Source organism: Pseudomonas entomophila (assembly GCF_013523125.1).
GTDB classification, from domain to species: Bacteria; Pseudomonadota; Gammaproteobacteria; order Pseudomonadales; family Pseudomonadaceae; genus Aquipseudomonas; species Aquipseudomonas entomophila_B.
In genome coordinates, this window is sequence record NZ_JAAMQJ010000017.1 from 34,142 (window position 1) to 59,113 (window position 24,972).

Consider the following 24,972-nt stretch of genomic DNA (forward strand, 5'->3'; position numbering starts at 1 on the left):
GAATTCCTAAATGCCAGGCAGTGCCTGGCATTTTTTATTACGCCCGATGCCTCCATAGGTTCGAAATGTTAACGCCTAGGCCCAGGCAAGCCGTGCAATAAATCTTAGCTAACCAACAGCGACGGCTCCCAACTGCAGAGGGCAATTGGAAGCCTTGACTCCAGAAGGGACGAGTTATGAAGAGTTTGCTTGAACGCCCTGATGACCAAGCCGGGCATGAAGGTCATAGCCATGAGCATGGCGGCATTTTTGGCATGAACACCGAGCTGATTTTCGCGCTGATCTGTGGTGCTCTCCTGGGTGCCGGAGCCCTTGCTGGAAAACTTGGCCTGACTGATCGTCTGCCCCTGATTCTGTATGTGTCGGCCTACGTGTTCGGTGGATGGTTCACCACCAAAGAAGCGATCAACAACATCCGCAAGAAACGCTTCGAGATCGACTCGCTGATGCTTCTCGCCGCAGCCGGTGCTGCAAGCATTGGCGCCTGGGCGGAGGGGGCTCTGCTGCTGTTCCTGTTCAGTCTGGGGCATTCCCTGGAAAGCTACGCGATGGGGCGGGCCAAGAAAGCGATTGAGGCACTGTCCAAGCTCGCACCGGCCACCGCGATCGTACGCAGAGCAAATGGCACTGCGGAAATACCCGTGGAGCTGCTGGTTCCCGGTGACGTTGTCATCGTGCGCCCCAATGATCGCCTGCCGGCCGATGGTTTTGTAGTCGTAGGCTCCTCAAGCATCAACCAGGCGCCAGTGACCGGTGAGAGCGTCCCCGTGGACAAGCAGCCTGTCGCTGATGCCGAACTCGCCCGCAGCAAACCAGATGCCGTGGAGGCTACCTCGAAAGTCTTCGCCGGTACCATCAATGGCGAAACGCTCATCGAGGTTGAGGTAACACGGCGCTCCACGGAAAGTACCCTGGCGCGGGTCATCAAGATGGTCAGTGAAGCTGAAGTCAGGAAATCACCGACTCAGCGATTCACGGACCGCTTCCAACGTGTATTCGTCCCGTTAGTTCTGCTGCTGGTGGTGGGGCTGATGTTTGCCGGCATTTTCCTTGACGAGCCGTTCCGTGACTCGTTCTACCGGGCGATGGCCGTACTGGTTGCAGCCAGCCCCTGCGCGCTTGCGATCGCAACACCAAGCGCCATTCTATCGGGCATCGCCAGGGCAGCCCGTGGTGGGGTATTGATCAAGGGCGGTGCGCCGCTTGAAGAGCTTGGTTCCTTGAATGCCATGGCATTCGACAAGACCGGTACCCTGACCGAAGGGCGCCCACGCATCACCGATGTAATACCCGTGGGCGGTACGCAGATTGAGGATTTACTAAACGTCGCCATCGCTGTGGAGTCGATGAGCGACCACCCGCTGGCTGCGGCAATTGTGCGTGACGGTGAAGAAATGATTGGCACACGGCGCCGATTCCAAGCCAAGAACATGAGCAACATGATTGGTCGCGGCGTGCGTGCTGAGCTTGATGGGCAGTTCGTATGGATTGGCAAGGTCGAGATGTTCGGTACTGATGGTGTTCCCGCGCTGAGCAAAGCAGCCTTGGAGGCTGCAGAGCGTCTGCGTCAGTCGGGCCGCACTACCATGGTGGTACGTCGCGCCGACAAGGATCTGGGCGCTATCGGGTTATTGGATACCCCCCGAGAGGGAGCCAAAGAGGCGCTCCAAAAACTCAGAGAGATGGGCATCGGCCGTATGGTCATGATTTCTGGTGACCACAACCGGGTTGCGGAAGCGGTAGCAAGACAAGTTGGCTTGGATGAAGCGTGGGGAGACCTGATGCCGGAGGACAAGGTCAAAGCCATCAAGAACCTCCGCCTTAGCTCCAGTGTCGCTATGGTGGGTGACGGCGTGAATGATGCCCCTGCAATGGCCAACTCAAGCGTGGGCATTGCAATGGGAGCTGCCGGATCCGATGTGGCTCTGGAAACGGCTGATATCGCCCTCATGGCTGACGACATCAGGCAACTCCCCTTTGCGGTGGGGCTGAGCCGTCACACGCGGTCGATCATCCGCCAGAACCTGTTCGTCAGCTTGGGGATTGTGGCCATCTTGGTTCCGTCAACCATCATGGGTTTGAGCATTGGTGCCGCCGTTGCCATCCATGAGGGCTCCACGCTTTTGGTCGTATTCAACGCCTTGCGCCTGTTGGCCTACCGTAAAGTCGCCTGATCACTGGGTTTTGAAATGAGTCTGTGGCAGGGAAGCTGCAGCAGCGCTCAGTGCTGAAACACCTGAATTGATACGCATTGGAGACGTTGGTGCCCAACCGAGCTCGGCAGAAGCTTGGCCGAACTCGGACTTTAGTTTGAAGCTGCCACCAGCTGTTATTGGGGTGGTTGGATCGCACTGCTCTTGTACAAATTAGTGGAGGCAAGCCCGGTCAGGCTGTCGAGTACATAAGGCAGGATGCCGCCATTTTGGAAGTAGACGGCCTCAATGGCTGTATCGATGCGAGCCAGTAGCGACACATTCTGTTGGCTGCCATCGCGACGAGTGATGCGCAGAATCACGTCCTGTCCCGGCTTAACACCTTGCTCAATCTTCAGCAGATCGAACGTCTCCGTGCCATCCAAGTGCAAGCTGCGGGCGTCGTCACCAGCACGGAATTGCAACGGCAGCACTCCTAGGCCTGCCAGGTTGTTGCGATGAATACGCTCGAAGCTCTTAGCGATTACGGCGCGTACGCCCAACAGTCGGGTGCCCTTCGCAGCCCAGTCGCGACTGGAGCCGGTACCATATTCCTCGCCGGCGAAAATCAGTGTTGGTACGTCCTGTTCCAAGTAATGACGAGAGGCATCGAACAGTGTGGTCCGCTCGCCAGTCGGTTGCAGCAATGTGTATGGACCCTCATCAGCACCGCCGTCAGCCTTGACTGACAGCATCAAATTCTTCAGGCGCACATTGGCGAAGGTGCCGCGCACCATCACCTCAAAGTGACCACGTCGGGCGCCGTAGGTATTGAAGTCCTGAGGCTTCACACCATGCTCGGCGAGCCAGCGACCGGCGCTGGAATCCTCAGTAATAGATCCGGCCGGACTGATGTGATCCGTGGTAATGGAGTCTCCCAGAATCGCCAAGGCGCGAGCGTTGCGGATGGGCGTGCCGGCGAGACGGGTATCGAAGAAGTCTGGCTCAGCAGCGTAGGTCGAAGTAGGCCAGTCATAGACGTCACCGGTGGCGGAGACGATGTCATTCCACAAGTCGTGGTCGCGAGTGAGGTCCGCGTACCATTCCTTGTACAGATGCGGATTGGCGGCTTTGACCGACAGCGCTTTGATTTCATCGTTGCTCGGCCATAGCTCGTGAAGCATCACCGGAATGCCATCTGGATCGAAGCCTAATGGCTCGCTCATCAGGTCGCGGCGCGTGCTCCCTACCAATGCAAAGGCGATCACCAAAGGCGGGCTAGCCAAGAAGTTTGCACGTAGGTTGCCGTGGATCCGTGCCTCGAAGTTTCGGTTTCCGGATAGCACGGCACTGCACACAAGATCCTGGCCAACCACGACCTTCTCCAGTGCTGGGTCAAGCGGGCCAATGTTTCCAACGCATGCGCCGCAGCCGTAAGCGGCGATGTCGAAGCCGAGCTGGCTCAACGGCTCAATCAAGCCTGCATCCTGGAGGTAGGCGGTTACCACACGAGAGCCAGGCGTGAAGAGCGTTTTGACCCAGGGCTTGGCCTTAAGGCCGCGGCGTACAGCCTTGCGAGCCAGTAAGCCCGCGGCGATCAGAAGTTCTGGATTGGAGGTATTGGTGCAGGAAGTGATCGCAGCCACCAATACGTCATCATGCCCGATCTCATAGTCGTGGGCGATGCCTGCTGCATCATGAGCACGTACCGAATAACGCTCCTGAAGCTGATCAGCGCTCTTTGCATAGCCACCGCTTTTCGCATCCTGCTGCATTACTTCGTCAAAGCGGTTGCCAAGCGCGCCAAGATCGATCCGATCCTGCGGTCGTTTAGGCCCAGAAACACAAGGTTGAATACCGTCTAGGTCAATTACGATGACCTGGGAGTAGTCGATCGAGCCGTTCGCTGGTGACCCGAACAGCCCTTGCGCCTTGAAGTAACTACCTATGAGCTCGATTTGCTTATCACTACGCCCAGTCTGGGCGTAGTAGTCGAGCGTCTTCTCGTCGACGGGGAAGAAGCCGGTAGTCGCTCCGTACTCAGGAGCCATGTTGGCAATCGTTGCACGGTCGGTAGCGCTCAGCGAGCAAGCACCTTCACCATAGAACTCAACCAACTTACCGACTACCTTTGCGCCGCGCAGCGTCTGGGTAATCAGCAACACCGCATCCGTAGCGGTTACGCCAGGGCGCAGCTGTCCCTTGAGCTCGACCCCCACAACGTCAGGCATCAGCATGTACACGGGCTGGCCGAGCATGCCGGCCTCGGCCTCGATGCCGCCAACGCCCCAACCTAGAACGCCGATACCGTTGATCATGGTGGTGTGACTATCAGTACCAACCAAAGTGTCGGGATATCCGTGCCATGGTATGTCGCGGCCGAGATGAAAACGCCCGGCTTCATGGAGTACTTCTTCGTTGGTGAGCACTGGAGCCGCTACGTCGTCAGTAACTGGGCAGGGGACCTCTATGGTAGTGCACATGCCAAGCCGTACGGCAGCATCTGGATCCAGCTCGGATTGTCGCTACTGCCATGGGCCTTGTTTCTACCACTGTTGATCCGCAAGCGTGGATCGATGCAGCGCTTCGAAGCCTACCTCTGGCTGTGGGCCTTGGCGACACCAGTCTTCTTCACATTTGCAGGCAACATTCTGTGGACCTACCTGCTACCCGCGCTGCCAGCGTGGGCATTGCTGCTGTCTGCACGGGTCAGCGAAGTTGGCCCGAAGACCACCTGGGCTGCCGCTGCGAGCGCATTGGTGTTGCCAATCAGCGGTGCGGGCATCATCTACGCCGGGGTACTAGAGGAGCGCCCTCAGAATCAGCGAGATGTCGTTCAAGCTTGGCTCAATGTGCAGTCTGCTCATTCCGCTCCCTTGATCTATCCTGGCCGCCGCTCTTATTCGTCGGAGTTTTACAGCAGCGGGAAGTCCGAGAACCTCAAGGATTCTGCCAAGTGGCCGCGGGATGGCTCGTTCTACCTGTCCAGGCGCTTGAGAGATAGCAAGGATGGAATGCCTGCTGATCTGGCTTGCACAGCGATCACGGAAGCGAACGCTAGCCAGCTCCTGCTGTGCCATTGGAAACGCACCGAACAAGGTGCCGAGGGTCTGGCTGGAGAAAGCAATGTGGGAACGCCTCGCAAGAACGAAGGCTAAATTCCATGCACAAAAAAACCAGGTTTTACCCTGGCTTTTTTGTCGATTACTTTCGTCATTTGAAGTCCTATTTAACCGCCGATTAATTGTCGGCTTGTTCCTTACCATCCTTGCTTTCTTTCTTTTGCTCTTGAGCGACTTGTTGTTTGTTCTGGTCCGAAGAGTCATCGCTCCATAGGCGAGCCTGTTCGGTTCGGAAGTTCTCGTTGAACTGTTTCGCTCGCTCGAAGCCGCCTTCAGCGTAAGCGGTACCCATGAGACCCAGCAGCAGGCTGCCAATAGCGATAGATTTGACAAATTTCATTGTGAACCTCGGTTCATACTAGGCCTGCCTGAATAGCGGCCTTTGTTGGTTTGTAGTTTAGGAACGCGAAGCTAACGACAAGGTGAGTCAATAATTACAATTCCGTAATTTTGGCTGCAGATAGGATGCGTTAAATCCTCAAATCTGGAAGGATCATGTCTATCTCGGCACTGTCGAGGGCGACTTCGAATTTTATCTTAAATTACAATTTTGATATCTAGCGCGTTAATTCAGCGCGGCGTTGTTGGCCGCCCTAGGAGATAGCCATGAATGACATAGAGCCCTGGGCAGTTGCTATCGGTGACTTTCGCCGCTGCACTGAAAAACTCACTGTCCAGCTCGATGAGCTGACCTCGCAGACGCGCACCTCCAGCGCTGTTCTGGAGAGGTCGAACGAACTGGTGGAGCAGGTGGGCGCTGTCGGCCGGCAGATTCAGGAGGAGGTGCGAAAGGCGGAGAAGGCTTGGTCGAACGCGGAAGAGGTTGCCTTGCGCGCCGCTGCTTCAGCGTATTCAGCTGCATGCCGGGGAGTCGACACCGCCATCCAGCCACTGATCTCGGAGCTTACAGCAGCGACAAAGGCTGCGGATGCCTCTATCCAGGAGCTCAAGCGTGCTCCGGTGCTGGCCAAGCGTTATGTGATGGTGGTCGCCACGGCGTTCTTCATTCTCGCGCTGATCTGTGTCTACTCGACCATGCGCCTGATCGATGCCGCCGGCAGCGTAAGTGCTCAAGAGAAAGTGAATGCTCAGTACTTCTCCCACCTGTGGAAGAATGCCAATCCTGACGAGCAGAAGATCATCAAGTCGGTGATTCTGCGGTCGCCCATGGACCCTGTGGTCCTCCGGCACTGATGCATTGAGGCAAACAAAAAGGCCCGTCGATGGACGGGCCTATTCATGTCTGCGCGGTTTAAGCAGCGTTCATTGCCGGCTGCATCAACTGGGCTGCAGGAAAGTGAAGGTGGAACCAGGTGAAGTTTTCTTCGGTCACCTCCACGCTCGCCGACCCTTGGTGCAGGCTCATGATCGACTGCACGATGGCCAAGCCAAGACCGGTACCGCCTTCGCTCCGTGCTCGGCTCTTGTCCACGCGGTAGAACCGCTCAAACAAGTGCGCATGGTGTTCCTTGGCGATCCCGCGGCCGGGGTTTCCAACACTCAACGTCGTACCGCTCGCACTATGCTGTACCTTCACGTAGACCGTGCGGCCGCGAGGGCAGTAGCGGATCGCATTCGACACGAGGTTCGAGACGGCCCGTTGAACCATCAGACGGTTCCCGCGTACCACATCATCACTACCAGAGATCTGCAACTGGATCTCGCCTTCCTCTGCCGAAATGCTGAAGAGGTCGCACACGCGCTGAACCTCGTCGACCAGGGACACGGGTTCGAATTCCACCATGGATGCTGGGTGACTGACCTGGGCCAAGAACAGCATGTCGGAAACCATGCGGCTCATGCGGTCCAACTCTTCTGTGCACGACTCCAGAACCTCCCGGTACTCGGAAAGTGATCGCTCTCTGGTCAAGGCAACCTGGGCCTTGCCCATCAGGTTGGAGAGCGGTGCCCGTAGTTCGTGAGCGAGGTCGTCAGAGAACTGCGATAGCTGCTGAACCCCATCATCCAGGCGAGCCAGCATGATGTTAATCCCGTCGGCGAGCATTTTGAGTTCTGCCGGCATCCCATCAGTTGGAAGGCGATGGTCGAGGCTCTCGGTTGAGATCTTCGACGCGATCTTGAGGAACTTGGTCAGCGGCAGCAGGCCTCTGCGCACAGTCCACCAGCCAATGGCCAGGATCAGCGCGAGGATGACGGGAGACATCATCAAGGCCCAAGTCAGCAACGCATCAAGCAGTGCCTCACTGGATGACTGGTCCATGGTCATATAGACGCTGACCTCTGTTCCATCTCCCAAGCGCATGATCCGAGAAGCACTTAGCAAAGGACGGTCCTGCGTATCCCGCCATTCGTGCTCTTTGGGCTGGGCTGCCGGCTGAAACTTGTGCACCTCCAGATTGACCTGTTTCGAGCCAATCGAGAGCAGGGGAGTCTGATTCTGTGAGGTGTCGAATATGCTCACATACAGGTTGTTGTGGCCCATGACCAAATCGACAAGCTGATGCGCATCCGCGTTGACGCCGGAGATGTCCGGGATGGTGGACAGGTTGTGCGCCATCCCCGCCATCTTTACTTCCAGATCCGCTCTGGCATTTCTTTCCAGAGCCTTGCCAACCATCAGATAGCCGAAGGTGGCGAACAGAAGCAGCAATGCTGCGCTCATCAACCCAACTTTTAACCCCAGCTTTGCAGCCAGGCTGAATGGCCTCATGCGCGTTCCTCAAAAACGTACCCAACGCCACGAAGCGTGTGAATGAGCTTGGTTTCAAACGGGTCATCGATTTTCGAGCGCAAGCGCCGGATGGCGACATCGATGACATTGGTGTCGCAGTCGAAATTCATATCCCACACCAACGAGATGATTTGGGAACGAGTCAGCGCTTCGCCCGTTCTGCTCATGAGCAGGTGCAGGAGCGCAAACTCCTTGGTAGTGAGATCGATGCGAGTGCCGCCGCGGAAGACCCGGTGGCGCACCGAGTCGAGTTCCAGGTCTGCAATTTTAAGTGAGCTCTTCTCGACTAATTCATCGCCACGGCGCTGCAGCGAGCGGATGCGAGCAAGCAACTCTGGAAATTCGAAGGGCTTCACGAGGTAGTCATCCGCGCCGCCGTCCAAGCCCTTGAGCTTGTCATTGATGCGACCGCGGGCGGTCAGCATGATGATGCGAACCCGGCTGGTTTTCCTGATGGTTTCCAGCAGGTCCCAACCGTCGATACCCGGGAGGTTCACGTCCAGGAGGACCAACGAATAGACATTAGTGTTGAACAAGTGCAGGGCATCTACAGCGTTGTGCACGATATCTACGACATACCCGCTTTCGGATAGGCCCTGCTGAAGATATTCGGCAGTTTTAATTTCGTCTTCCACAACTAGAACGCGCATAACTTATCTCAAGGTGTGAGGAAGGAGTTGGCCTAATCCGCCAAGATTATGGTTGCAGGCTGTTCGAAAGTTTGGCTGAGGGTATGGCATGTGGTAGTCGCTACCTCTGTCCATACGCCGGGTCACCTGAGGACGCTTGAATCTTAACGCGAAGAAGCTGGCCGCGGCGAAATCCTACAAATTTGTAATGTAGCCGCAAGATTTCTGACAGTCATGCAGGCTCCACCCCTAAGCATAGCGGATTCTGGGGCCTGCGGCGGTGTATGACAGATTCGCCTGGCAGGTGGGATCGGCCAGGACAGGCAGCATTTCGGTCGTTAGCTTACAAGGACTGGTACTGGCCTTGGGTCGAGGGCGCCACGCAGGCAGACCCCATGCACGGCCGCAAACCGCAGCGCCTTTCTGCAAATTAGTTCACGTGGCGATTCGATATTCTCTCGAATAATTATCTTACAATCTATTACATGTCCAAATTGTAATTGCGCGATCATCTTGGTGTTAGCCTCCTTTGCTAGTTTAAGGGGAGCGGAAGAGGCATCGCTGCTTTGGAAAATGTCTCATTTCAAAGCAGCTTGGCAAGAGCATCGAGCAGTTGTTCGCGCCAGTGCATTCACCTGTAAACCATACGCTCCTTTGGTAGGTGAATTTTAGCGCCCCCCTACGGGCGCTTTTTTATTAAGGGACTTCTTATGAACACTACTGTATCAGCGATCGCCGTGTTTATGCTCTTAACATCACTAACAGCCAATGCCCAAAGCGGTATGGAGATCAATCAACGCATAGAGCGTTCTGCTAGAGAGGCTACTGCGGATTATGCTCAACGCGTAAAAAAGCCCATGCCTCAACTAGAAGACTACGCCTACGGCATGGACCTGGACGTTGGTAAGTTGGTGTATGTATCACCCAGCGTGCGGTACTGCGGGAATGTAAGAAGCATGATGACCTACGAAGACTCGAAAGGCGAACTGCACATGGTTCGCTACCTGGTGAAGGGCGAGTGCGTTAATAGCCGTTAAGACTCATCAAGATGATCCCTACGGCCACCGGATCATAGAAGCTCAATGCCGAACCGGCGCAGCAGTATGACGAAGCCCCCGAAGCTGGCCATTGTGATGAGGATGCTGCTGATCAGTGTCGGCCAAAAGCCGAGCTTAGGTAGCAGCAACGGAAAAGCGATAAACATCGGCAGGGTCGGAAGCACGTACCAGAACGTGTACCAGGCATGGTTGGAGATCTTCTCCATGCTCTGGTTCTCCAAATAGAGCCAGACCAGCGTCAACACCGTGACCAAGGGTAGGGCGGCGACCAGGCCGCCCAGCTTGTCACTGCGTTTCGCCAGCTCTGATACGAGAATCACTATACCGGCAGTGAGTAGGTACTTCGTGATGATCCAAGCCATCGCTGAGCCTTCTGGAGGTTGTGGAAGGGGGCAGGCGAAGCCATTCACCAACCCCTCTCGAAGCGCTCCTGCCGTTTACGCCATCCCTCACCGCATTTCTATTGCAGCATCACCCTCAGCCAGGAGGGTGATGTGTTTGCATGGTGTTTACCGATCGATCAGTGCGAAGGCGAGGGAACGCTCTCGTGGAAAGCTGCCCGCTCGATCTGGATGGTGCAGTGATGGATTTCAAATGCATCGCTGACAGCTTCCACGACGGCCGCCAACACAGCATCCCCATCTGCAGAATCCCGTATTACAACGTGCGACGTCATCACGTTGCTGCCACTGCTGACGGCCCAGACGTGCAAGTCATGTACGTCCGTGACGCCATCTACCCCGAGGATCGTGGCCTCGATTGCCGTAACGTCGAGCCCCCTCGGCACACCCTCCATGAGGATTTCCAGGCTTTCGCGAAGCAGCTGCCACGTCCGCGGCAGTACCCAAAGGCCGATTGCCACAGCGACAATCGTGTCGACCCAGGTCCAGCCGGTGAAGCGGATGATGAGCGCCGCGATGATTACGCCTAGCGAGCCGAGCATGTCGCTCCAAACTTCGAGGTAGGCTCCTTTGACGTTGAGGCTTTCGTTGCTCGCTGATGCCAGAAGGCGCATCGAGATTAGGTTGATGATCAGGCCGGCGATTGCGATCCACATCATCGCTCCGGTAGCGATCTCCGCCGGCATGAAGAAGCGCTGGTAGGCCTCGTACAAGATGTACATCGCCACGAGAAAGAGCAGCACGGCATTGAACGTCGAAGCCAGAATCTCCAGACGCGCATAGCCGAAGGTTCTTTTTTGATCCGCCGGCCGCTTGGCTATCTGAAGTGCAATCAGTGATATCGCCAAGGCGGCAGTATCTGTGAACATGTGAGATGCGTCCGACAGCAGCGCCAGGCTGCCGGTAATCCACGCACCGATCACTTCTGCAATCATGAAGCTGCCAGTCAAGGCGAGCGCCATGATTAGCTTCTTCTGATGCCCCTCGCGTACTGCAGCGCTGCCATGGTCATGATTTGAACCCACGTATTTCTCCTTGCGCAGGGTTGTGGTCTCGTTGGCCTTCCTGTCTGCCTAGCCTCAGAGCGTCGCTTGGCCACACTGGCTGCAAAATCTTGCTCCTGCACTCAGCAACGAGCCGCAGGCGGTGCAACCACTCGATAGTGGTGTTCCGCAGTTTAGACAAAAGCGTGCTGACGCATCGTTGGCCGTCCGGCACTGTCTGCAGGCCTGCAGATCTTTAATGGGGGCTGGAGTGGCAGGGCGCCCGCCGTCATACACCTGGTTGCCGCCGTCGCAGCCCTGCTGCCGGCCATGGCGGTCATATTGCTCGGCCCCATGTCCTCCGCTGTGGTGCTTGCCTCCGCCGTGGTTTCCACGGCCATGGTGTCCGCCCAGGAAATTTTTGAAAAAGCTCATGGTATTCGCCCCTCATTGATGGGTGACATATTAACGAGCAAAAGTTGAAAATAATGTTCTGCTCGCAAGAAAGACTTATAAGTTCAAGTGAAAGTTCAGAATTAGCCTACGACAAAACAAAGCCGTTTTGTTTGTGAAGTTAAATTTATCTAGCTGAGCGGTGCTCTGCGCTGAATGGGCAGTGCTCCCCTAATTTTGATCATAGCGCGAATCATGGCAATCAAAACAGCAGTTATTGTATTTCTGTCAGCATTGTAATCACGAGGTCATCGTGTCGTTATCAAGTGCCAGAAATAATGCGCTCAGCAAGATTTATTTCTCTTTTATCCCTATGCCTCACACATTCTAAGCGTCTCCAACGCCAAGGGACCTAAGGCCTCTGGCGCTCCGCACATTGCGCAATCGCTCAGCATCTGTCGATGGTTTGCATAGCTGCTCCCGCTAACTCCATAGCGAACGCCATGGATAAGCAGCCTCTCAGAGTTTGATAATGACACATTCAAAATCCATTGTTTACACCCTGTTAAGCAAATGGATATTTGCTATTCGCAATGCCCGGCAGGAAGGAATCAGTACTAATCTGCTAATCGGCCTGGTAACTTTTTGGTTACTGCTATTCGCGAATGCTGAGCTCTGGAATGTGCTCTGGAAGCTGGTATTCAAAACCGACGAAGTGAACTGGCTGCTAGCGGCTAGCCTCCCAGTCATAGTGTTCGCGTGGGTGTTTTCCGTGCTGAGCTTGCTGTCATGGGGGCGGCTGGCCAAACCCTTGCTGTGTCTGGTACTGATCAGCGCGTCTTTCGCGAGTTACTTCATGAATGCCTACGGCATCGTGATCGATTACACAATGTTCACCAACGTTGTGGAGACCGACGTCGCTGAGGCAACCGAGCTGCTGAATTGGAAGCTCGGTCTTTGGGTCGCAATGGTTGGGGTGTTGCCCGTCTACCTGATCGCCCGGGTTCCCCTCCGGCGCAAGTCTTGGGCCAAAGCTTTGGTCAGCAGGTTCATTGCTCTGTCGCTCGCTCTGTTGACCTTATCTGGCATCGCGTTGAGTCAGTACCAGTCGTATGCCTCCTTGCTGCGCAATAATCGGGAGATCCGGCTGATCCTGGTACCTACCAACTTGTTTGCGGCTGGCCATGGATACCTGAAGCGTCAGCTGGCCTCACCTAAAACGCTGACGGCCATTGGTACTGATGCGGTAGTTAATCGACAGGGTGCGGCTCGTAAACCCAGGCTGCTGGTACTGGCAGTAGGAGAGACCGCTCGCTCCGCCAACTTCTCCCTCAACGGCTACTCCCGTGAAACGAATCCGGAACTAGAAAAGCGAAATGTCATTAGCTTCACGAACGTGAGCTCCTGCGGTACCGCTACCGCGGTCTCGCTGCCATGCATGTTCCTGGACGTGGGTAAGGCCCAGTACAAAGATGGCTTGGCCAAGAGCCGAGAAGGGCTGCTCGACGTGCTTCAACGCGCTGGCATCAGTGTCATGTGGACTGACAACAACTCGGGGTGCAAAGGGGTCTGCGACAGGGTTCCCAACCACAAGGCTGCCTCTCACGCGGATTCCCAACTGTGCACCAGCGAGGAGTGTAAGGACGGGGTGCTGCTCACGGAGATGCAAGACTTCATCAAGCGCCAGGAAGGCGATGCTGTCCTGGTGCTCCACTACAAAGGCAGTCACGGCCCGGCCTACTACAAGCGCTACCCCTCGCAATTCAAGAAATTCGCACCGGTGTGCGAGACCAACGAGCTCGACAAATGTAAGCAGGAGGAGGTGGTCAATGCCTACGACAACTCAATCCTCTACACCGATTATGTGACTGCAAATCTCATCGATATCCTGGCGGCCAACACCAAGTTCGACACTGCGCTGATGTACGTTTCGGACCATGGCGAATCGCTGGGGGAGGGTGGGCTCTATCTGCACGGGTTGCCTTACGCGATGGCTCCTGACGAGCAAACAAAGGTGCCGTTGGTACTTTGGATGTCTGACTCGCTCGCGAAGAGCGAAAAGGTCAACGTGGGTTGTTTGAAAGCTCAAACCACGTCACCGCTGAGCCACGACAACCTGTTCCACACCGTGCTCGGCATGATGAACGTCCAGACGTCTTCGTATCGCTCAGCGCTGGATTTCACAGCCCCTTGCAAGCCCGTTGTCGGAGGCTCTTATTCTGGCCTCTGAATGTTCGATGTGGACCGGATCATCGGCCAGGCGGTTCTGCACCAGCCTGCTTTGACAGCTGAGAGAAGCTGGACTAATTACATAGCTGCATTCAACAACCCAAGCGGAAAAGGAAGTTTTGCATGAGCATCAAGCCAGGCCCAAAGCGCACCAATGAAGATGGCACTCCGGACAAAAGGCAGCGAGTCACCCCTGAAAAGCAGAAGGACCATCCGGACCTGAAACCCCACAAGCACAAAAAGGGGGAGTAAGAAAAAAGCAGCTCTCGGGAGCTGCTTTTTTTTGGCTGTGTGCAAACCCTCCCGACCGTCTCGCTGATCAATCGGACCGCGTCGTGAGTCTTCTGCTTTGCGTAATCGATTGGGGCTGTTCGAAGTCACTCCAAGGTGGTCACTTGTCGGGCGCGACTCACAAACAGCTTAGATCGGCTTGATTGCCGCCTCGCTTTGGCTAGCTTGGAATCCATCGCTATCCATCGCTATCCATCGGTTGCAGGGGGCTGCATGCGTTTGCGCGGAGATGTTTATTGGAGCTGGGCAGATCCTACGCTTCATCACCGGACCCACGAAGAGATCCTGAATGACGGATCTTATCTCGACGTGCAGGTAAGGCTTTCGCGGATAGGCGCAACGCAGCTGTTTATCGGTGTGTACGCGCCGTCGGGAACCGCGCTGTATGAGGAAGCGTTCGACACCCGGCCGAACGAATCAATGACGAGCGCGTTGGCCTGGGGAGTCGCCAGAGCGCGTGTCGTAGCTACGTTGTAAACCACTTTTTTTCACTGTAAACCACTGTGGTTTACAGTGAAAAAAAGTGGTTTACAACAGGCCTCCTCAGGCTTGAGTCAGCTCCAGAAGATCGCCCTGTTCCTCCCGGGCCATCTTCACTCAACACTGAGCCAGTCGTGAGGTTGCACCGCACAAAGTCTTCCGCATCTATGTCCCGCTTGGCAGAATTCGAAGGCGTGACGTCTGTTCGTCCTTCAGATCCGCGATCATGGTCATGCGCCGACGCGATGGCGCGGCGCTGCCATTTGACATTTAAGAGAATACAAAATATTTGCGTACGGTCTCTACTACTTCCCAAGTTCCGGAAAAGCCAGGCTCAATAATAAATTTGTCGCCTGCTTTGAGGTGAAGTGGCTGCTTACCATCGGGGGTAATCACGCAATAACCTTCTTGGAAGTCGCAGTACTCCCATTTGGTATAGGCCACGCGCCATTTACCGGGCGTGCATATCCATGTGCCCATTATCTTCGATCCATCTTCCGATGTGTACGAGTTCAGATTGACAGTGTGAGGTTCGCCTGATAGCCGTTCCCAGGTGCATGCGTCAAGAACTGGTAAAGGGGAGGTGTCGCGCAGTACAACGATTAGGTCTTTCATAGAATATGTTCGTGTGGTGATGATGTTTTAGTAGCATCACAAAATACGTCAGATGAGAGATGTCTGTGCCCGACATTAATATGCCTGTTTGCGAATCTCTGTCTGGGGCTATCCAAATGAAGGTGAACATTAAGCTGTATTTTTATCTGGTTATCAGCTCAGATGGTCGATGTTTCTAGCCTGCCATTTACAAATGGTCTGAGAGTGGTGGAAAGTGGCGATATATTGAACTACGCTTTACGTTCACCGCCGCAATAAACTAAAGTGCATGAGAGTAAAGATGCCAAAAGAATCTTATTGTAGCTATGATGAGGCTTGTCAAATAATTGCCGCGCTTGACATATGTACTGCCGGTCAATATAGGAGTCGATACAAGGAGCATCCGGGATTGCCATCAAATCCCCCAGTTTTCTTTGCGGGGAAAGGATGGGATTGTTGGTATGTGTTTCTGAATAAGGCAAAGCCAGACTTATACGAATCGTTGTCGCAAGCTCAGGCTGCAGCGAGGTTTCTAGGTGTTTCAACTCAGCAAGAATACGTGGCTCGTTATAAGGAAGACTCACGCCTGCCTTCAGATCCCGTACGGTATTACGATGAATGCAAATCTTGGAGGCATTTCTTCCAGGACGATTATGAGAAAGCTTATCCAACCTATGAAGAAGCAAAAAGCGCAGCTAGAAGGCTAGGCGTACACAACAGGAAAGAATATAAAAACCGTTACTTAGCCGATAAAAAACTGAGGTGTAATCCAAATGAAGTCTACGCGAAAACAGGTTGGGAAGGGTGGGGGGCGTTCCTTTCAGATGAGCTGGTTGCTATATACGCGAGCTATGAAGAGGCTAAGCAAGCGACAAAAAAGCTGGGGATTGTGAGTGTTCCGGATTATCGGAAAAGATATTACGAAGATCCCCGGCTCCCATCTAGCCCTGAAAAGGCTTATTCTGGCCGCGGCTGGACTAATTGGTATGATTTTTTTGATAGGCAGAAGTCTAAATTTTATCCGACCTATTCAGAGATGGAGCAGGCGGTGCATAAATTGGGAATTACGAGTAAAAAAGAGTATTTGGTTAGGCGTAAGGAAGACAAAAAATTACCCTGTGCGCCTTGGTCGGAGTACGCTTCTAAAGGCTGGGTCAGTTGGAAGTTTTTGTTTCGTTTCTTTAAGCCGCTTTTTTATAGTGATTTGGCCGAGGCTAGCGCCGCTGCTAAGCGGTTGGGGATAATAAGTGCGTCTGACTATAGAGCTAAATATAAACTGGATACTCGTCTTCCGTGCGATCCTAAGAGTCACTTTCTTCCATGGCCAGGATGGCCAAATTTCCTTGGGGTTGAGCGCGACAGGAATTACAAAACATATGAAGAAGCAAAAAAAGCTGTCGCAAATTTTGGATTTAAGTCATATGCCGAGTATAGAGACGGATATAAGCAGGATCCTCGGCTGCCGAGTGCTCCCTATCGAGCCTTCAAGCACAAAGGCTGGATCAGTATACAAGACTTTCTTTCGCTGGAAATAGCTCCTGATTATTCAGATAGCTACCCATGCTTGTGCGATGTATATGAGAAATATTTGAGATTTCAAACAAATTATGCAATACGTCGCATGGCGTTGAGGGTGCTGATAAACGGATATTTCCACGAATTAAATTTACCTGATGATCCAAAATTTTTATTATTAAGGGCTAATAAGTTTAATGCTGCGCTGTATATATCATTGATTGAGTCTCAGGCAGAGTCGCTGAGGCAGCAGATACACACGTCAATTTCGACATTTTTTCAGTGGGTTCTCGACGAAGAATGTACAGATGTCGATGGGTATGAGAGCGTCGTACTAAACGACTTCAGAAATCCGTTTTCTAGCATCCTAGCCGGATTTGCCAAAGGTTTGGGCTATTCTAAACTAGGTCAGACGAATAAACCCTCGCTTGGTTACGAGTATATTTTGAGAGCTAGAAACTACCTCGTTCCTGATTATGAGATGTCCCTATCACGACGCGTGTCCCTAAGCCAGTTAGAGCATCTCCAAGAGTTCTTCGATAGCCGCGGAGATTGGCTTGATGTCCAATTTTCGAAAATTGATGTCGATGATCCTCATACGGTATGGCGAAAGCTTGAGCGAATTGAGCGGGTTGTTGATGGGAAACGGCGTAGAGTAGTTGTGTATCAGGTATGGTCTCCGGTTCGATTTGTAGCGCTTTATACCTTGCTAAGGTTTCCCTTACGGGGGCAACAGATTCTGTGGCTGGATAGCGGAGAGGCTGACCGAGAGGTAGGAGTTGTTGACATGGAAACTGGTACAATTGAGTGGAGGAAGAATACTGGGCATCTTGCTTCGCGTGGCACCAGGAACAGTACACCTCAGGCGGCAGTTCAAAAAGGAGTAAATGGATATCCGAAGTTCTATTGCACAACCAATAAAACTGGTGCTCGTGATAAAGGATACGAAGTCGAATGGATTCCAGAGGATTTGGCGTATTGGTTGTTGGTATTGAGGGACTGGCAGGAAAGATATGCACCGCTTGATTACCCAACGCCATGGACTTCGATAAAAACACACACAGAGGTCAATAGTGAGATTTTGAAATCTCGGGGTAGCCAATGCTTTCTTTTTCGACAAGATAAAACGGGTCAGCCTATTACAACGGCAACGGCCTTCCAGACCACATTGCCTAAGCTACTTTATCTCATTCAACGGGGTGGGGAAGATCTAGCCAGGAAAAACAGTCAGTACGGACCTCGTTACCTAAGTGACTACACTCCTCACTGCTTGAGGGTTAGCCTCATCACCGCCTATATAGCGGACGGGGATGCGCCGATACATATAGTGTCGAAGCTGGTTGGGCATGCAGCGCTCGTCATGACCATTCACTATGTGAGTCTTAAGGAACACCAAATGCGGAGGCCTATGCAAGAGGCCGAGAAGCGTGCTGAATATACCGCCTGTGATGATTTGGTGCGAAACGTGCTTGCCAATGGCTTGCAATCGCAAGCTAGGAATTTGATTGCAACTGACGGGAGTAGAATTTTTTTCGAAAAATCATCGACAAAATCTGCAAACGTAATTTTTGATTGGGGAATATGCCCGATGTCGGCTGCCGCCTGCAATATAGGTGGTGATCTCATTGAGAATGTATATGCCGCAGTTGAAGCTGGGTATTTAGGACAGAAAAATTGTCCTCGTTGCCGTTTCTTTGTTTCAGGGATAGCATTCTTAGGAGGATTGGTTTCATTGGCGAATGAGATGGCTCTTGAAATTCATGATGAAAGCGGTAGATATCAAGCTTATACAGCTGAACTGGATGAGTTGGAAAGCGCCTGGTACGATGCGAGCATCAAAGATCTATCTTTTGATCGGGAGCTGGACCGTAAACGTTCAGTCGCTCAACAGCAACAAAGTGCAGCAAAGCTCGAAGTGTTGTTACGTGACTATGGGGCTGTTAATCGCTACGTAATGGATTGCGTAAAAGCAATAGATCACACTGAGTCAGAAAATAGTGAGGCAGAGCTTAAGTTAGTTGTCTCGGAAGACCTGAAGGAGATGAGCTTCAGGGCCTCAGAGTCGACCTACCATCTGCTATCCGAAATCTGTCAAAATGCAACTATTTACAGATCTGCGAACCCATCTCGTGCCTTACCATTGATTTCAGAAATGATCGACAGGATGGCAGCTAATAACGGGTTGCGGCCAGCAATGTATAAGCTTACAAATGCGCAAAAGCTTGCTGCATGCAATCAGTTAAATTCGTTGCTGATGAGTCGTCTGCATTCTTGGGAAAGAATCGATAATTTGATCTCAGGGAAGTTAATGATATTGGATGTTGATGAATATCAAGCTGGTTTGACTCCCATAACATCCGAAATCAAGGCGATTTTTTCGAATTACGTATCGCTTACCTCTGGTGCGCATGGAGACGAGAATGACGAGTGAGCTTCCAGAAGTGGTATTTGAAAGGTTGATATTCGAAGCAAGTGACTCTCGACGTCGTCGAAGTCTGGAGGCGATCAACGAAGCTTGTAAGATTGCTGCGAGCCTTGAGGTAAAGGACTTCTCATACAGAGCTCTGCTGGCTATGGGACAAGCTCGCGGGTTGGCAGTACCCAGTGAAAAATCGATTGTGAATCCGACAGGGGAACATTACAGATTGCTAATCCATGCTTGGAAACAAGCATCGATGCCAGCTCCAACGCATCAATTCTCTGATGCATTATCTTGGGTCTTGAGTATCGAAGATCCGGTGCTGAAGTTAAATGTTTCTTTGCTGGTAAAGGAGTTGAAGGCGTTAAAATCAAAGATGCGTCGACAGCTTTCTAGTGGCATGACGCCCATTTTTTTAGGTGCGGTTGAAGGAAAAACACCTGAAACATACTTTCGGCTGAGGGAGGTTGAAATATCGGCGCTGAGGTTTGCAATCGATGAGGATAATCTGCGTCAGATGGGACAGATAATCGGGCCTCGTGGCGAGGTTTCGGACTCCAAGGGCCGCATCATTCAAAAACCGGGATTCAGAGATGCGATTGAAAAAGTGTTGACCTTGGAGAGGGGAGAGTAGCAAAGGGCCTTACCGGTGGCTTCGATTTAGGAAAAGGACGTTTGGGTATCCTAGAATTCTTCCCAAAAAAAGCTCAAGAAAAACAAGTTGATAACGTATTTTTGGTGGTTTTGGGATATTTTTGGTTTAACTAAGCGAGGAAGTGGCAGAACTCCCACTTGTCGTAGTTGACTTCGAACGTGCCTGGCGTGCAGATCCAGGTGCCCATGATCTTGCTGCCGTCCTGGGACTGGTAGGCGTTGAGGTTGACGGTGTGTGGGTCGCCGCCGATGCGCTTCCACTTGGTGGCGTCGACCACGGGCGTCGGGCAGGTTTCACGCAGAACGGTGATGAAGTCGGACATGCAAAGCTCCAGGGAAAGGTTCGAAGAAGCCGCCACCATAGGCCGAACCTGCTCGCCGCGATTGTCCAGGCTCGACCCTAAGCTGTCTGTACGCGCTAAGCGCCCAGTCGCTTCGACGTTCAGGAACTGCCACCATGGAGGTCTCTCACTGCCCGAGGCAACGGATGGCCATGTCGACGTTCACACTGATGTACCAGAACCTGGGCGTTGCCCTGACGTTGTTGGTGGTCGGCACGTTTCTGCTGGCCGGCATGGTCAAGGGCGTGATCGGGCTCGGCCTGCCCACCGTCGCCATGGGGCTGCTGGGCCTGGCCATGCCACCGGCTCAGGCCGCAGCGCTGCTGATCGTGCCTGCTACCCTGACCAACTTGTGGCAACTCGCCCTGGGCGGGCACCTTCGTGCGTTGCTGGGCCGGCTCTGGCCCATGCTGGCGATGATCTTTTTCGGCACCTTGCTCGGCAGCGTCTGGCTGGGCATCGACAGCGGTCCCTGGGCGGCGCATGCCTTGGGTGGTGCGTTGCTGGTGTACGCGCTGTATGGCTTGCTGGGTCCGGCCTTGCACATCGCCCCACGGCATCAAGGATGGGCCGGGCCCGTGGTGGGTGGGGTCACCGGACTGATCACCGCGGCGACCGGGGTGTTCGTGATGCCGGCCGTGCCCTACCTGCAGGCGCTGAACCTGCAGCGGGACGAACTGGTACAGGCGCTGGGGCTGTCGTTCACCGTCTCGACCGTGGCGCTGGCCCTCGGGTTGGCCGGGCAGTCGGCGCTCGACGTCCAGGCCCTGAGCGCTTCGACGCTGCTGCTGGCGCCTGCCGTGCTGGGCCTGTTCGTCGGGCAGTGGTTGCGCCAGCGCATCCGTCCCACCGTGTTCCGACGGTGCTTCTTCGTCGGCCTGGGGCTGCTGGGGCTGCACCTGCTGGTCAACGGCTGACCGCCCGATGACGGGCACCGAAAGAATCCTTTGTCATAGCCCTCGGAAATTTCCTACGCTGTAGATCGGTGCTGGCCGATGCCTGCGCCGACACAATGGTCCAACAAGAACGAGAACAAGGAAACCCAGATGCGAATCGTCATGTTCCAGTCCTTGGCCTTCGGTGCCGCGATCCTGGCCAGCCCGGGCGTGTTCGCCGCGACGCTGGAAGGCGGTGCGGTCGCCGCGCCCGATGAGTATGCGGCCAAGGTCGCCGCCGAGATCCTCAAGAAGGGCGGTAACGCGGTGGATGCCGCGGTCGCCACGGCCTTCACCCTTGCCGTCACCTACCCGGAGGCCGGTAACATCGGCGGCGGTGGCTTCATGACCCTCTATGTCGACGGCAAGCCCTATTTCCTCGATTACCGTGAGGTCGCTCCCAAGGCTGCCACGCGTGACATGTACCTGGACGACAAGGGCGAGGTGGTCGAGAACCTGAGCCTGGTCGGCCCACGCGCGGCAGGCGTACCGGGCACGGTCATGGGGCTGTGGGAGGCGCATCAGAAATTCGGCAAGCTGCCCTGGAGCGAGCTGCTCACACCGGCCATCGGCTATGCCAAGGGCGGTTTCACCATCGCCGCCAAGCAGTACCAGTACCGCGACGACGTGCAGTCGCTGTTCAAGGGTGCGACCAATTTCAACGACTATTTCGGCAGCATGAAAGTCGGGCAGCGCTTCACGCAGCCCGAGCTGGCGCAGACGCTGGAGCGTATCGCCGACAAGGGCGTGAGCGAGTTCTACCAGGGCAAGACCGCCGATCTGCTGGTGGCCCAGATGCAGGCCGACAACGGCCTGATCACCAAGCAGGACCTGGCCGACTACACGGCCGTGTGGCGCAACCCGATCGCCATCGCCTGGCGTGGCAACACCGTCTATACCGCGCCGCCGCCCAGCTCGGGCGGGGTCGCGCTGGCGCAGCTGCTGGGCATCAAGGAAGACCGCGCCGCCGACTTCAAGGGCGTGGCGCACAACTCCGCGCGCTACATCCACCTGCTGGCCGAGATCGAGAAGCGCGTGTTCGCCGACCGCGCCGACTACCTGGGCGATCCGGGCTTCACCAAGGTGCCGGTGGACAAGCTGATCGACAAGACCTACCTGGCCAGCCGTGCCGCCCAGGTCAACCCGACCGCCATCTCGGCGACCGACGGCGTTCGCCCAGGCCTGGAGTCGCACCAGACCACGCATTTCTCGATCGTCGACAAGGACGGCAACGCGGTGAGCAACACCTACACCCTGAACCTCGACTATGGCAACGGCGTGGTGGTCAAAGGGGCCGGGTTCCTGCTCAACAACGAGATGGACGACTTCAGCGCCAAGCCCGGCATGGCCAACGCCTTCGGCGTGGTGGGCGGCAATGCCAACGCCATCGCGCCGGGCAAGCGCATGCTGTCGTCCATGAGCCCGACCCTGGTGACCCGTGACGGCAAGGTGACCCTGGTACTCGGCACGCCGGGCGGCTCGCGGATCTTCACCTCGATCTTCCAGGTGATGAACAACCTGTACGACTATGACATGCCGCTGGAGAAGGCCGTGGGTGCGCAGCGTGTGCATCACCAGTTGCTGCCCAAGGACACGATCTACTTCGACAGCTACGCGCCGCTGACCGGTGAGGTGGCGGATGAGTTGAAGGCGATGGGGTATGTGCTGGAGGATCAGGGCTGGGAAATGGGGGATGTCCAGGCCATCCGCGTGAGCGGGGAGACGCTGGAAACGGCCTCCGACCCCCGTGGTCGCGGAGTGGGGATGGTGGTCAAGTAACCGGCAGTCGGGTGTGAGGTCCGCAGGGCGGTGAAGGCGGGGTGGTCGATGCAACCGCCATCGCCGGCAAGCCGGCTCCCACACCCGTAGTTACACCGCAGCGATGTCAGGACATCGCGGTCCCTGTGGGCGGCCCCTGCCGGGGCGCCGGACCGGCCGCGATCGGGCCCGTAGGGCCTGCATGACCGGCACCTTCAACCTGTCAGGACCCCGCTACTTGTGGGAGCCGGCTTGCCGGCGATGGCGACGGCACCGGCCCAGCCGAGGGCGACTAGACCCGGAACTCGCTGACCAACGTCTGCAGCCGCGCGCCCAGTCGGGCCAGTTCGATGCTCGACGCGGCCGTCTCGTTGCTGGCCGTGGCAGTCTGCTCCGACACGTCGCGTACGTTCAGCACGCTGCGGCTGATTTCTTCCGCCACCACGCCCTGCTGCTCGGCAGCAGCGGCGATCTGCTGGTTCATCGCCTGGATGCTGGCCACGGTCCCGGTGATGCTGCTCAGGGAGACACCGGCCTTGCGCGCCAGCTCGACGCTGCTGTCGGTCAGGCGCGTGCTGTCGAGCATCACCGTGGCCACTTCCTGGGTACCGTCCTGCAAACTGGCGATCAGCGCTTCGATCTCTTCGGTCGATTGCTGGGTGCGCTGGGCCAGCCCACGGACTTCATCGGCCACCACCGCGAACCCACGCCCGGCCTCGCCCGCACGGGCGGCCTCGATGGCTGCGTTGAGGGCCAGCAGGTTGGTCTGCTGGGCCACCGACTTGATCACGTCCATCACGCTGCCGATGCGCTGGCTCTCCTGCTGCAGGTTGCCCATGGCGGCGCTGGAGCGGTGCACTTCTTCGGCCAGGCGCTCGATCTGGGCGATGGCCTCGTTGACCACGCGATCACCGCTCTTGGCCTCGTCGTCGGCCTGGGTCGCGGCACGCGAGGCGGCTTCGGCGTTGCGCGCCACTTCCTGCACGGTGGCCGCCATTTCGTGCATGGCCGTGGCCACCTGGTCGGTCTCGACCTTCTGGCTGTTGGCGCCACTGCTGGTCTGCTCGGTCACTGCCGACAATTCTTCGGCCGCGCTGGTCAACTGGGAGACGCCTTCACGGATACCCCCGATCAGCTCGCGCAGCGTCGTGCCCATGCGCGCGATGCCTTGTTGCAGCTCGCCCAGCTCGTCGCGACGGGTGATTCGCACGTCGTGGGTCAGGTCGCCCTGGGCGATGCGCTCGACCACCTGCAAGGTCTCGCGCAGCGGACGGGTGATCTGGCGGGTGATGATCACGGCCGCGGCAATGCCGACCAGCAGGGCCAGCAAGGTCGCGGTGATCTGCCAGGTACGCGCGGTGGTGCTCTCGGCGTCACGACGGTCGAGCTGGATCTGGTACAGCGCCTCGCTGCTTTTGACGATGTCCGCGCCCTGCACGGTCATTTCCTGGCGGGCTTCCTTGACCTGAGCCATGGCATCACGCCACTGACGGACCGCCTCGCGGTAGGCCGATGTCGCGGTTTCCAGCGCCTGGACGCGGGTCGCCTCGCCGGGCACGCGCGCGCCCAGGCCAGCGACCTGCGCCAACACGGCCTCGATCTGACGCAGCGCGGTCTGCTCGCTGGCGTCGGTGGGGTTGGCCACATAGCCTCGGGTATCGACCTGCGATTGCAGCAATTGCTGTTCGGTGGTGCTGACGGCCTGGTAGTACGCCAGACGTGTGCCGTCGTCCACGGCACGGGCCAGGACCTGGGTGCGCATCGCTTCCAGGGTGTCACGGGCCTGGCCGATGGTGCGGATCATGTCACCGCGCGCGGCCGTGGCCTGCTTGTAGCCTGTGCGCATCTTGTCCAGCGAGACACGGTAGTCGCTGATCGACTGCGCCTGCTTGCGCAGCAGCGCGACGTTTTCCGGGCTCTTGAAGGTCGACAGCAGTTTCTGCTGCTGTGCGCTGAAGGCATCGAGCTTGGGCACGATAGCCTGGGCGGCGGCATCGTCGCCATTGGTCAACATGTACTGCAGGCGCACGACCCGCAGGTTGGTCAGGTCGCTGTTGAGCTGGGTGATGTCGCTCATCCAGTTACTGCGGTCGATCAGGCCGGACAAGCTCATCCAGCCGGTCAGGGCCAGCAGGCCCGTCAGTAGAAGCACCAGGCCGAAGCCCAGTCCCAGTTTGAGATTGATGCCGATGTTGGCAAACCAAGCGTTCATGCACGCGCTCCCGAGAGATCCTTTGGGGTGAAAATCCACGGGTTTTGTTCTTTTGTTTGGTCACCCGCCGTTCGTGCAGGGTGTATCGGCCAGGTTGGCCAGAGCTGAAACGCTTTTTCGGCGTCATTTCGCTC

At 55.8% G+C, this 24,972-nt stretch carries 19 protein-coding genes and 2 pseudogenes; 11 read left to right on the plus strand and 10 right to left on the minus strand.

Going from position 1 to position 24,972, the window contains the following annotated elements; all coding sequences use genetic code 11:
- Window positions 1-176: 176 nt before the first annotated feature.
- Entirely contained in the window at window positions 177-2,174 is a 1,998-nt protein-coding gene (locus G7007_RS11090) for a heavy metal translocating P-type ATPase (protein WP_049696540.1), read from the plus strand.
- Between the two features lie 155 nt (window positions 2,175-2,329).
- Here G7007_RS11090 and G7007_RS11095 read toward each other — a convergent pair whose 3' ends face one another.
- A complete protein-coding gene (locus G7007_RS11095; RefSeq protein ID WP_230382524.1) occupies window positions 2,330-4,450 on the minus strand; it encodes an aconitate hydratase in 2,121 nt (706 codons plus the stop codon).
- Between the two features lie 33 nt (window positions 4,451-4,483).
- Here G7007_RS11095 and G7007_RS11100 point away from each other — a divergent pair.
- Window positions 4,484-5,290 (plus strand): annotated as a pseudogene (locus G7007_RS11100) (phospholipid carrier-dependent glycosyltransferase); the annotation flags it as partial.
- Window positions 5,291-5,372: 82 nt separating this feature from the next.
- On the opposite strand, the gene G7007_RS11105 reads toward G7007_RS11100, so the two are convergent.
- Entirely contained in the window at window positions 5,373-5,594 is a 222-nt protein-coding gene (locus G7007_RS11105) for a hypothetical protein (RefSeq protein ID WP_003253450.1), read from the minus strand.
- Window positions 5,595-5,860: 266 nt separating this feature from the next.
- Here G7007_RS11105 and G7007_RS11110 point away from each other — a divergent pair, with 266 nt between their 5' ends.
- Window positions 5,861-6,448: a hypothetical protein gene (locus tag G7007_RS11110; protein ID WP_049696539.1), complete on the plus strand. Its 588-nt coding sequence runs from the start codon at window positions 5,861-5,863 to the stop codon at window positions 6,446-6,448.
- A gap of 58 nt (window positions 6,449-6,506) precedes the next feature.
- Here the strand turns inward: G7007_RS11110 and G7007_RS11115 are convergent, their stop codons facing one another.
- Together G7007_RS11115 and G7007_RS11120 are read right to left on the minus strand one after the other, a co-directional pair.
- Window positions 6,507-7,925 (minus strand): heavy metal sensor histidine kinase, encoded by a 1,419-nt coding sequence (locus G7007_RS11115; protein WP_049696538.1) that lies wholly within the window; start codon window positions 7,923-7,925, stop codon window positions 6,507-6,509.
- Window positions 7,922-8,596: a heavy metal response regulator transcription factor gene (locus G7007_RS11120; RefSeq protein WP_128611065.1), complete on the minus strand. Its 675-nt coding sequence runs from the start codon at window positions 8,594-8,596 to the stop codon at window positions 7,922-7,924. Before G7007_RS11120 ends, G7007_RS11115 begins: the two co-directional genes overlap by 4 nt.
- A 689-nt stretch (window positions 8,597-9,285) precedes the next feature.
- Between G7007_RS11120 and G7007_RS11125 the strand changes: the two genes are divergently transcribed.
- Complete coding sequence (locus G7007_RS11125; protein WP_049696537.1) at window positions 9,286-9,612, plus strand: DUF2790 domain-containing protein; 327 nt, start codon at window positions 9,286-9,288, stop codon at window positions 9,610-9,612.
- Window positions 9,613-9,644: 32 nt separating this feature from the next.
- Here G7007_RS11125 and G7007_RS11130 read toward each other — a convergent pair whose 3' ends face one another.
- From G7007_RS11130 to G7007_RS11140, 3 genes are all read right to left on the minus strand, one after another.
- Complete coding sequence (locus tag G7007_RS11130; protein WP_049696536.1) at window positions 9,645-9,995, minus strand: DUF3147 family protein; 351 nt, start codon at window positions 9,993-9,995, stop codon at window positions 9,645-9,647.
- Between the two features lie 158 nt (window positions 9,996-10,153).
- Window positions 10,154-11,059, minus strand: a complete 906-nt coding sequence (locus G7007_RS11135) for a cation diffusion facilitator family transporter (RefSeq protein ID WP_049696535.1) — start codon at window positions 11,057-11,059, stop codon at window positions 10,154-10,156.
- Window positions 11,060-11,113: 54 nt separating this feature from the next.
- Window positions 11,114-11,452 (minus strand): zinc ribbon domain-containing protein, encoded by a 339-nt coding sequence (locus G7007_RS11140; protein WP_080992907.1) that lies wholly within the window; start codon window positions 11,450-11,452, stop codon window positions 11,114-11,116.
- Window positions 11,453-11,942: 490 nt separating this feature from the next.
- Between G7007_RS11140 and G7007_RS11145 the strand changes: the two genes are divergently transcribed.
- From G7007_RS11145 to G7007_RS22210, 3 genes are all read left to right on the plus strand, one after another.
- A complete protein-coding gene (locus G7007_RS11145; RefSeq protein ID WP_049696533.1) occupies window positions 11,943-13,640 on the plus strand; it encodes a phosphoethanolamine transferase in 1,698 nt (565 codons plus the stop codon).
- 122 nt (window positions 13,641-13,762) lie between these two features.
- Window positions 13,763-13,891 carry a hypothetical protein gene (locus G7007_RS22205; protein ID WP_003253468.1) on the plus strand — a complete coding sequence of 43 codons (129 nt, stop codon included), beginning with the start codon at window positions 13,763-13,765 and terminating at the stop codon, window positions 13,889-13,891.
- A gap of 252 nt (window positions 13,892-14,143) precedes the next feature.
- The gene (locus G7007_RS22210) at window positions 14,144-14,407 is read left to right on the plus strand and encodes a hypothetical protein (RefSeq protein WP_049696532.1); all 264 of its coding nucleotides are present in this window, start codon (window positions 14,144-14,146) and stop codon (window positions 14,405-14,407) included.
- A gap of 273 nt (window positions 14,408-14,680) precedes the next feature.
- Here G7007_RS22210 and G7007_RS11150 read toward each other — a convergent pair whose 3' ends face one another.
- Window positions 14,681-15,025 carry a cupin domain-containing protein gene (locus tag G7007_RS11150; RefSeq protein WP_080992906.1) on the minus strand — a complete coding sequence of 115 codons (345 nt, stop codon included), beginning with the start codon at window positions 15,023-15,025 and terminating at the stop codon, window positions 14,681-14,683.
- Between the two features lie 280 nt (window positions 15,026-15,305).
- Between G7007_RS11150 and G7007_RS11155 the strand changes: the two genes are divergently transcribed.
- Together G7007_RS11155 and gmtX are read left to right on the plus strand one after the other, a co-directional pair.
- Entirely contained in the window at window positions 15,306-18,950 is a 3,645-nt protein-coding gene (locus G7007_RS11155; protein ID WP_165919227.1) for a VPA1269 family protein, read from the plus strand.
- Window positions 18,940-19,572 carry a gamma-mobile-trio protein GmtX gene (gmtX, locus tag G7007_RS11160; protein ID WP_049696531.1) on the plus strand — a complete coding sequence of 211 codons (633 nt, stop codon included), beginning with the start codon at window positions 18,940-18,942 and terminating at the stop codon, window positions 19,570-19,572. Before G7007_RS11155 ends, gmtX begins: the two co-directional genes overlap by 11 nt.
- Window positions 19,573-19,708: 136 nt before the next feature.
- Here gmtX and G7007_RS11165 read toward each other — a convergent pair.
- Window positions 19,709-19,915: pseudogene (locus G7007_RS11165) on the minus strand (cupin domain-containing protein); the annotation flags it as partial.
- 170 nt (window positions 19,916-20,085) lie between these two features.
- Here G7007_RS11165 and G7007_RS11170 point away from each other — a divergent pair.
- On the plus strand, window positions 20,086-20,850 hold the full coding sequence (locus tag G7007_RS11170; protein ID WP_181101743.1) for a sulfite exporter TauE/SafE family protein: 765 nt from the start codon (window positions 20,086-20,088) through the stop codon (window positions 20,848-20,850).
- Between the two features lie 129 nt (window positions 20,851-20,979).
- Complete coding sequence (ggt, locus tag G7007_RS11175; protein ID WP_181101793.1) at window positions 20,980-22,647, plus strand: gamma-glutamyltransferase; 1,668 nt, start codon at window positions 20,980-20,982, stop codon at window positions 22,645-22,647.
- Window positions 22,648-22,918: 271 nt separating this feature from the next.
- Here ggt and G7007_RS11180 read toward each other — a convergent pair whose 3' ends face one another.
- Entirely contained in the window at window positions 22,919-24,838 is a 1,920-nt protein-coding gene (locus tag G7007_RS11180; RefSeq protein ID WP_181101744.1) for a methyl-accepting chemotaxis protein, read from the minus strand.
- Window positions 24,839-24,972 lie beyond the last annotated feature (134 nt).

What these genes read in the sequence shown, in the direction of transcription:
- G7007_RS11090 (WP_049696540.1), top strand. Translation starts at nt 177, where the DNA reads ATGAAGAGTTTGCTTGAACGCCCTGATGACCAAGCCGGGCATGAAGGT.
- G7007_RS11095 (WP_230382524.1), bottom strand. Translation starts at nt 4,450, where the DNA reads ATGATCAACGGTATCGGCGTTCTAGGTTGGGGCGTTGGCGGCATCGAG.
- G7007_RS11105 (WP_003253450.1), bottom strand. Translation starts at nt 5,594, where the DNA reads ATGAAATTTGTCAAATCTATCGCTATTGGCAGCCTGCTGCTGGGTCTC.
- G7007_RS11110 (WP_049696539.1), top strand. Translation starts at nt 5,861, where the DNA reads ATGAATGACATAGAGCCCTGGGCAGTTGCTATCGGTGACTTTCGCCGC.
- G7007_RS11115 (WP_049696538.1), bottom strand. Translation starts at nt 7,925, where the DNA reads ATGAGGCCATTCAGCCTGGCTGCAAAGCTGGGGTTAAAAGTTGGGTTG.
- G7007_RS11120 (WP_128611065.1), bottom strand. Translation starts at nt 8,596, where the DNA reads ATGCGCGTTCTAGTTGTGGAAGACGAAATTAAAACTGCCGAATATCTT.
- G7007_RS11125 (WP_049696537.1), top strand. Translation starts at nt 9,286, where the DNA reads ATGAACACTACTGTATCAGCGATCGCCGTGTTTATGCTCTTAACATCA.
- G7007_RS11130 (WP_049696536.1), bottom strand. Translation starts at nt 9,995, where the DNA reads ATGGCTTGGATCATCACGAAGTACCTACTCACTGCCGGTATAGTGATT.
- G7007_RS11140 (WP_080992907.1), bottom strand. Translation starts at nt 11,452, where the DNA reads ATGAGCTTTTTCAAAAATTTCCTGGGCGGACACCATGGCCGTGGAAAC.
- G7007_RS11145 (WP_049696533.1), top strand. Translation starts at nt 11,943, where the DNA reads ATGACACATTCAAAATCCATTGTTTACACCCTGTTAAGCAAATGGATA.
- G7007_RS22205 (WP_003253468.1), top strand. Translation starts at nt 13,763, where the DNA reads ATGAGCATCAAGCCAGGCCCAAAGCGCACCAATGAAGATGGCACTCCG.
- G7007_RS22210 (WP_049696532.1), top strand. Translation starts at nt 14,144, where the DNA reads ATGCGTTTGCGCGGAGATGTTTATTGGAGCTGGGCAGATCCTACGCTT.
- G7007_RS11150 (WP_080992906.1), bottom strand. Translation starts at nt 15,025, where the DNA reads ATGAAAGACCTAATCGTTGTACTGCGCGACACCTCCCCTTTACCAGTT.
- G7007_RS11155 (WP_165919227.1), top strand. Translation starts at nt 15,306, where the DNA reads ATGCCAAAAGAATCTTATTGTAGCTATGATGAGGCTTGTCAAATAATT.
- gmtX (WP_049696531.1), top strand. Translation starts at nt 18,940, where the DNA reads ATGACGAGTGAGCTTCCAGAAGTGGTATTTGAAAGGTTGATATTCGAA.
- G7007_RS11170 (WP_181101743.1), top strand. Translation starts at nt 20,086, where the DNA reads ATGTCGACGTTCACACTGATGTACCAGAACCTGGGCGTTGCCCTGACG.
- ggt (WP_181101793.1), top strand. Translation starts at nt 20,980, where the DNA reads ATGCGAATCGTCATGTTCCAGTCCTTGGCCTTCGGTGCCGCGATCCTG.
- G7007_RS11180 (WP_181101744.1), bottom strand. Translation starts at nt 24,838, where the DNA reads ATGAACGCTTGGTTTGCCAACATCGGCATCAATCTCAAACTGGGACTG.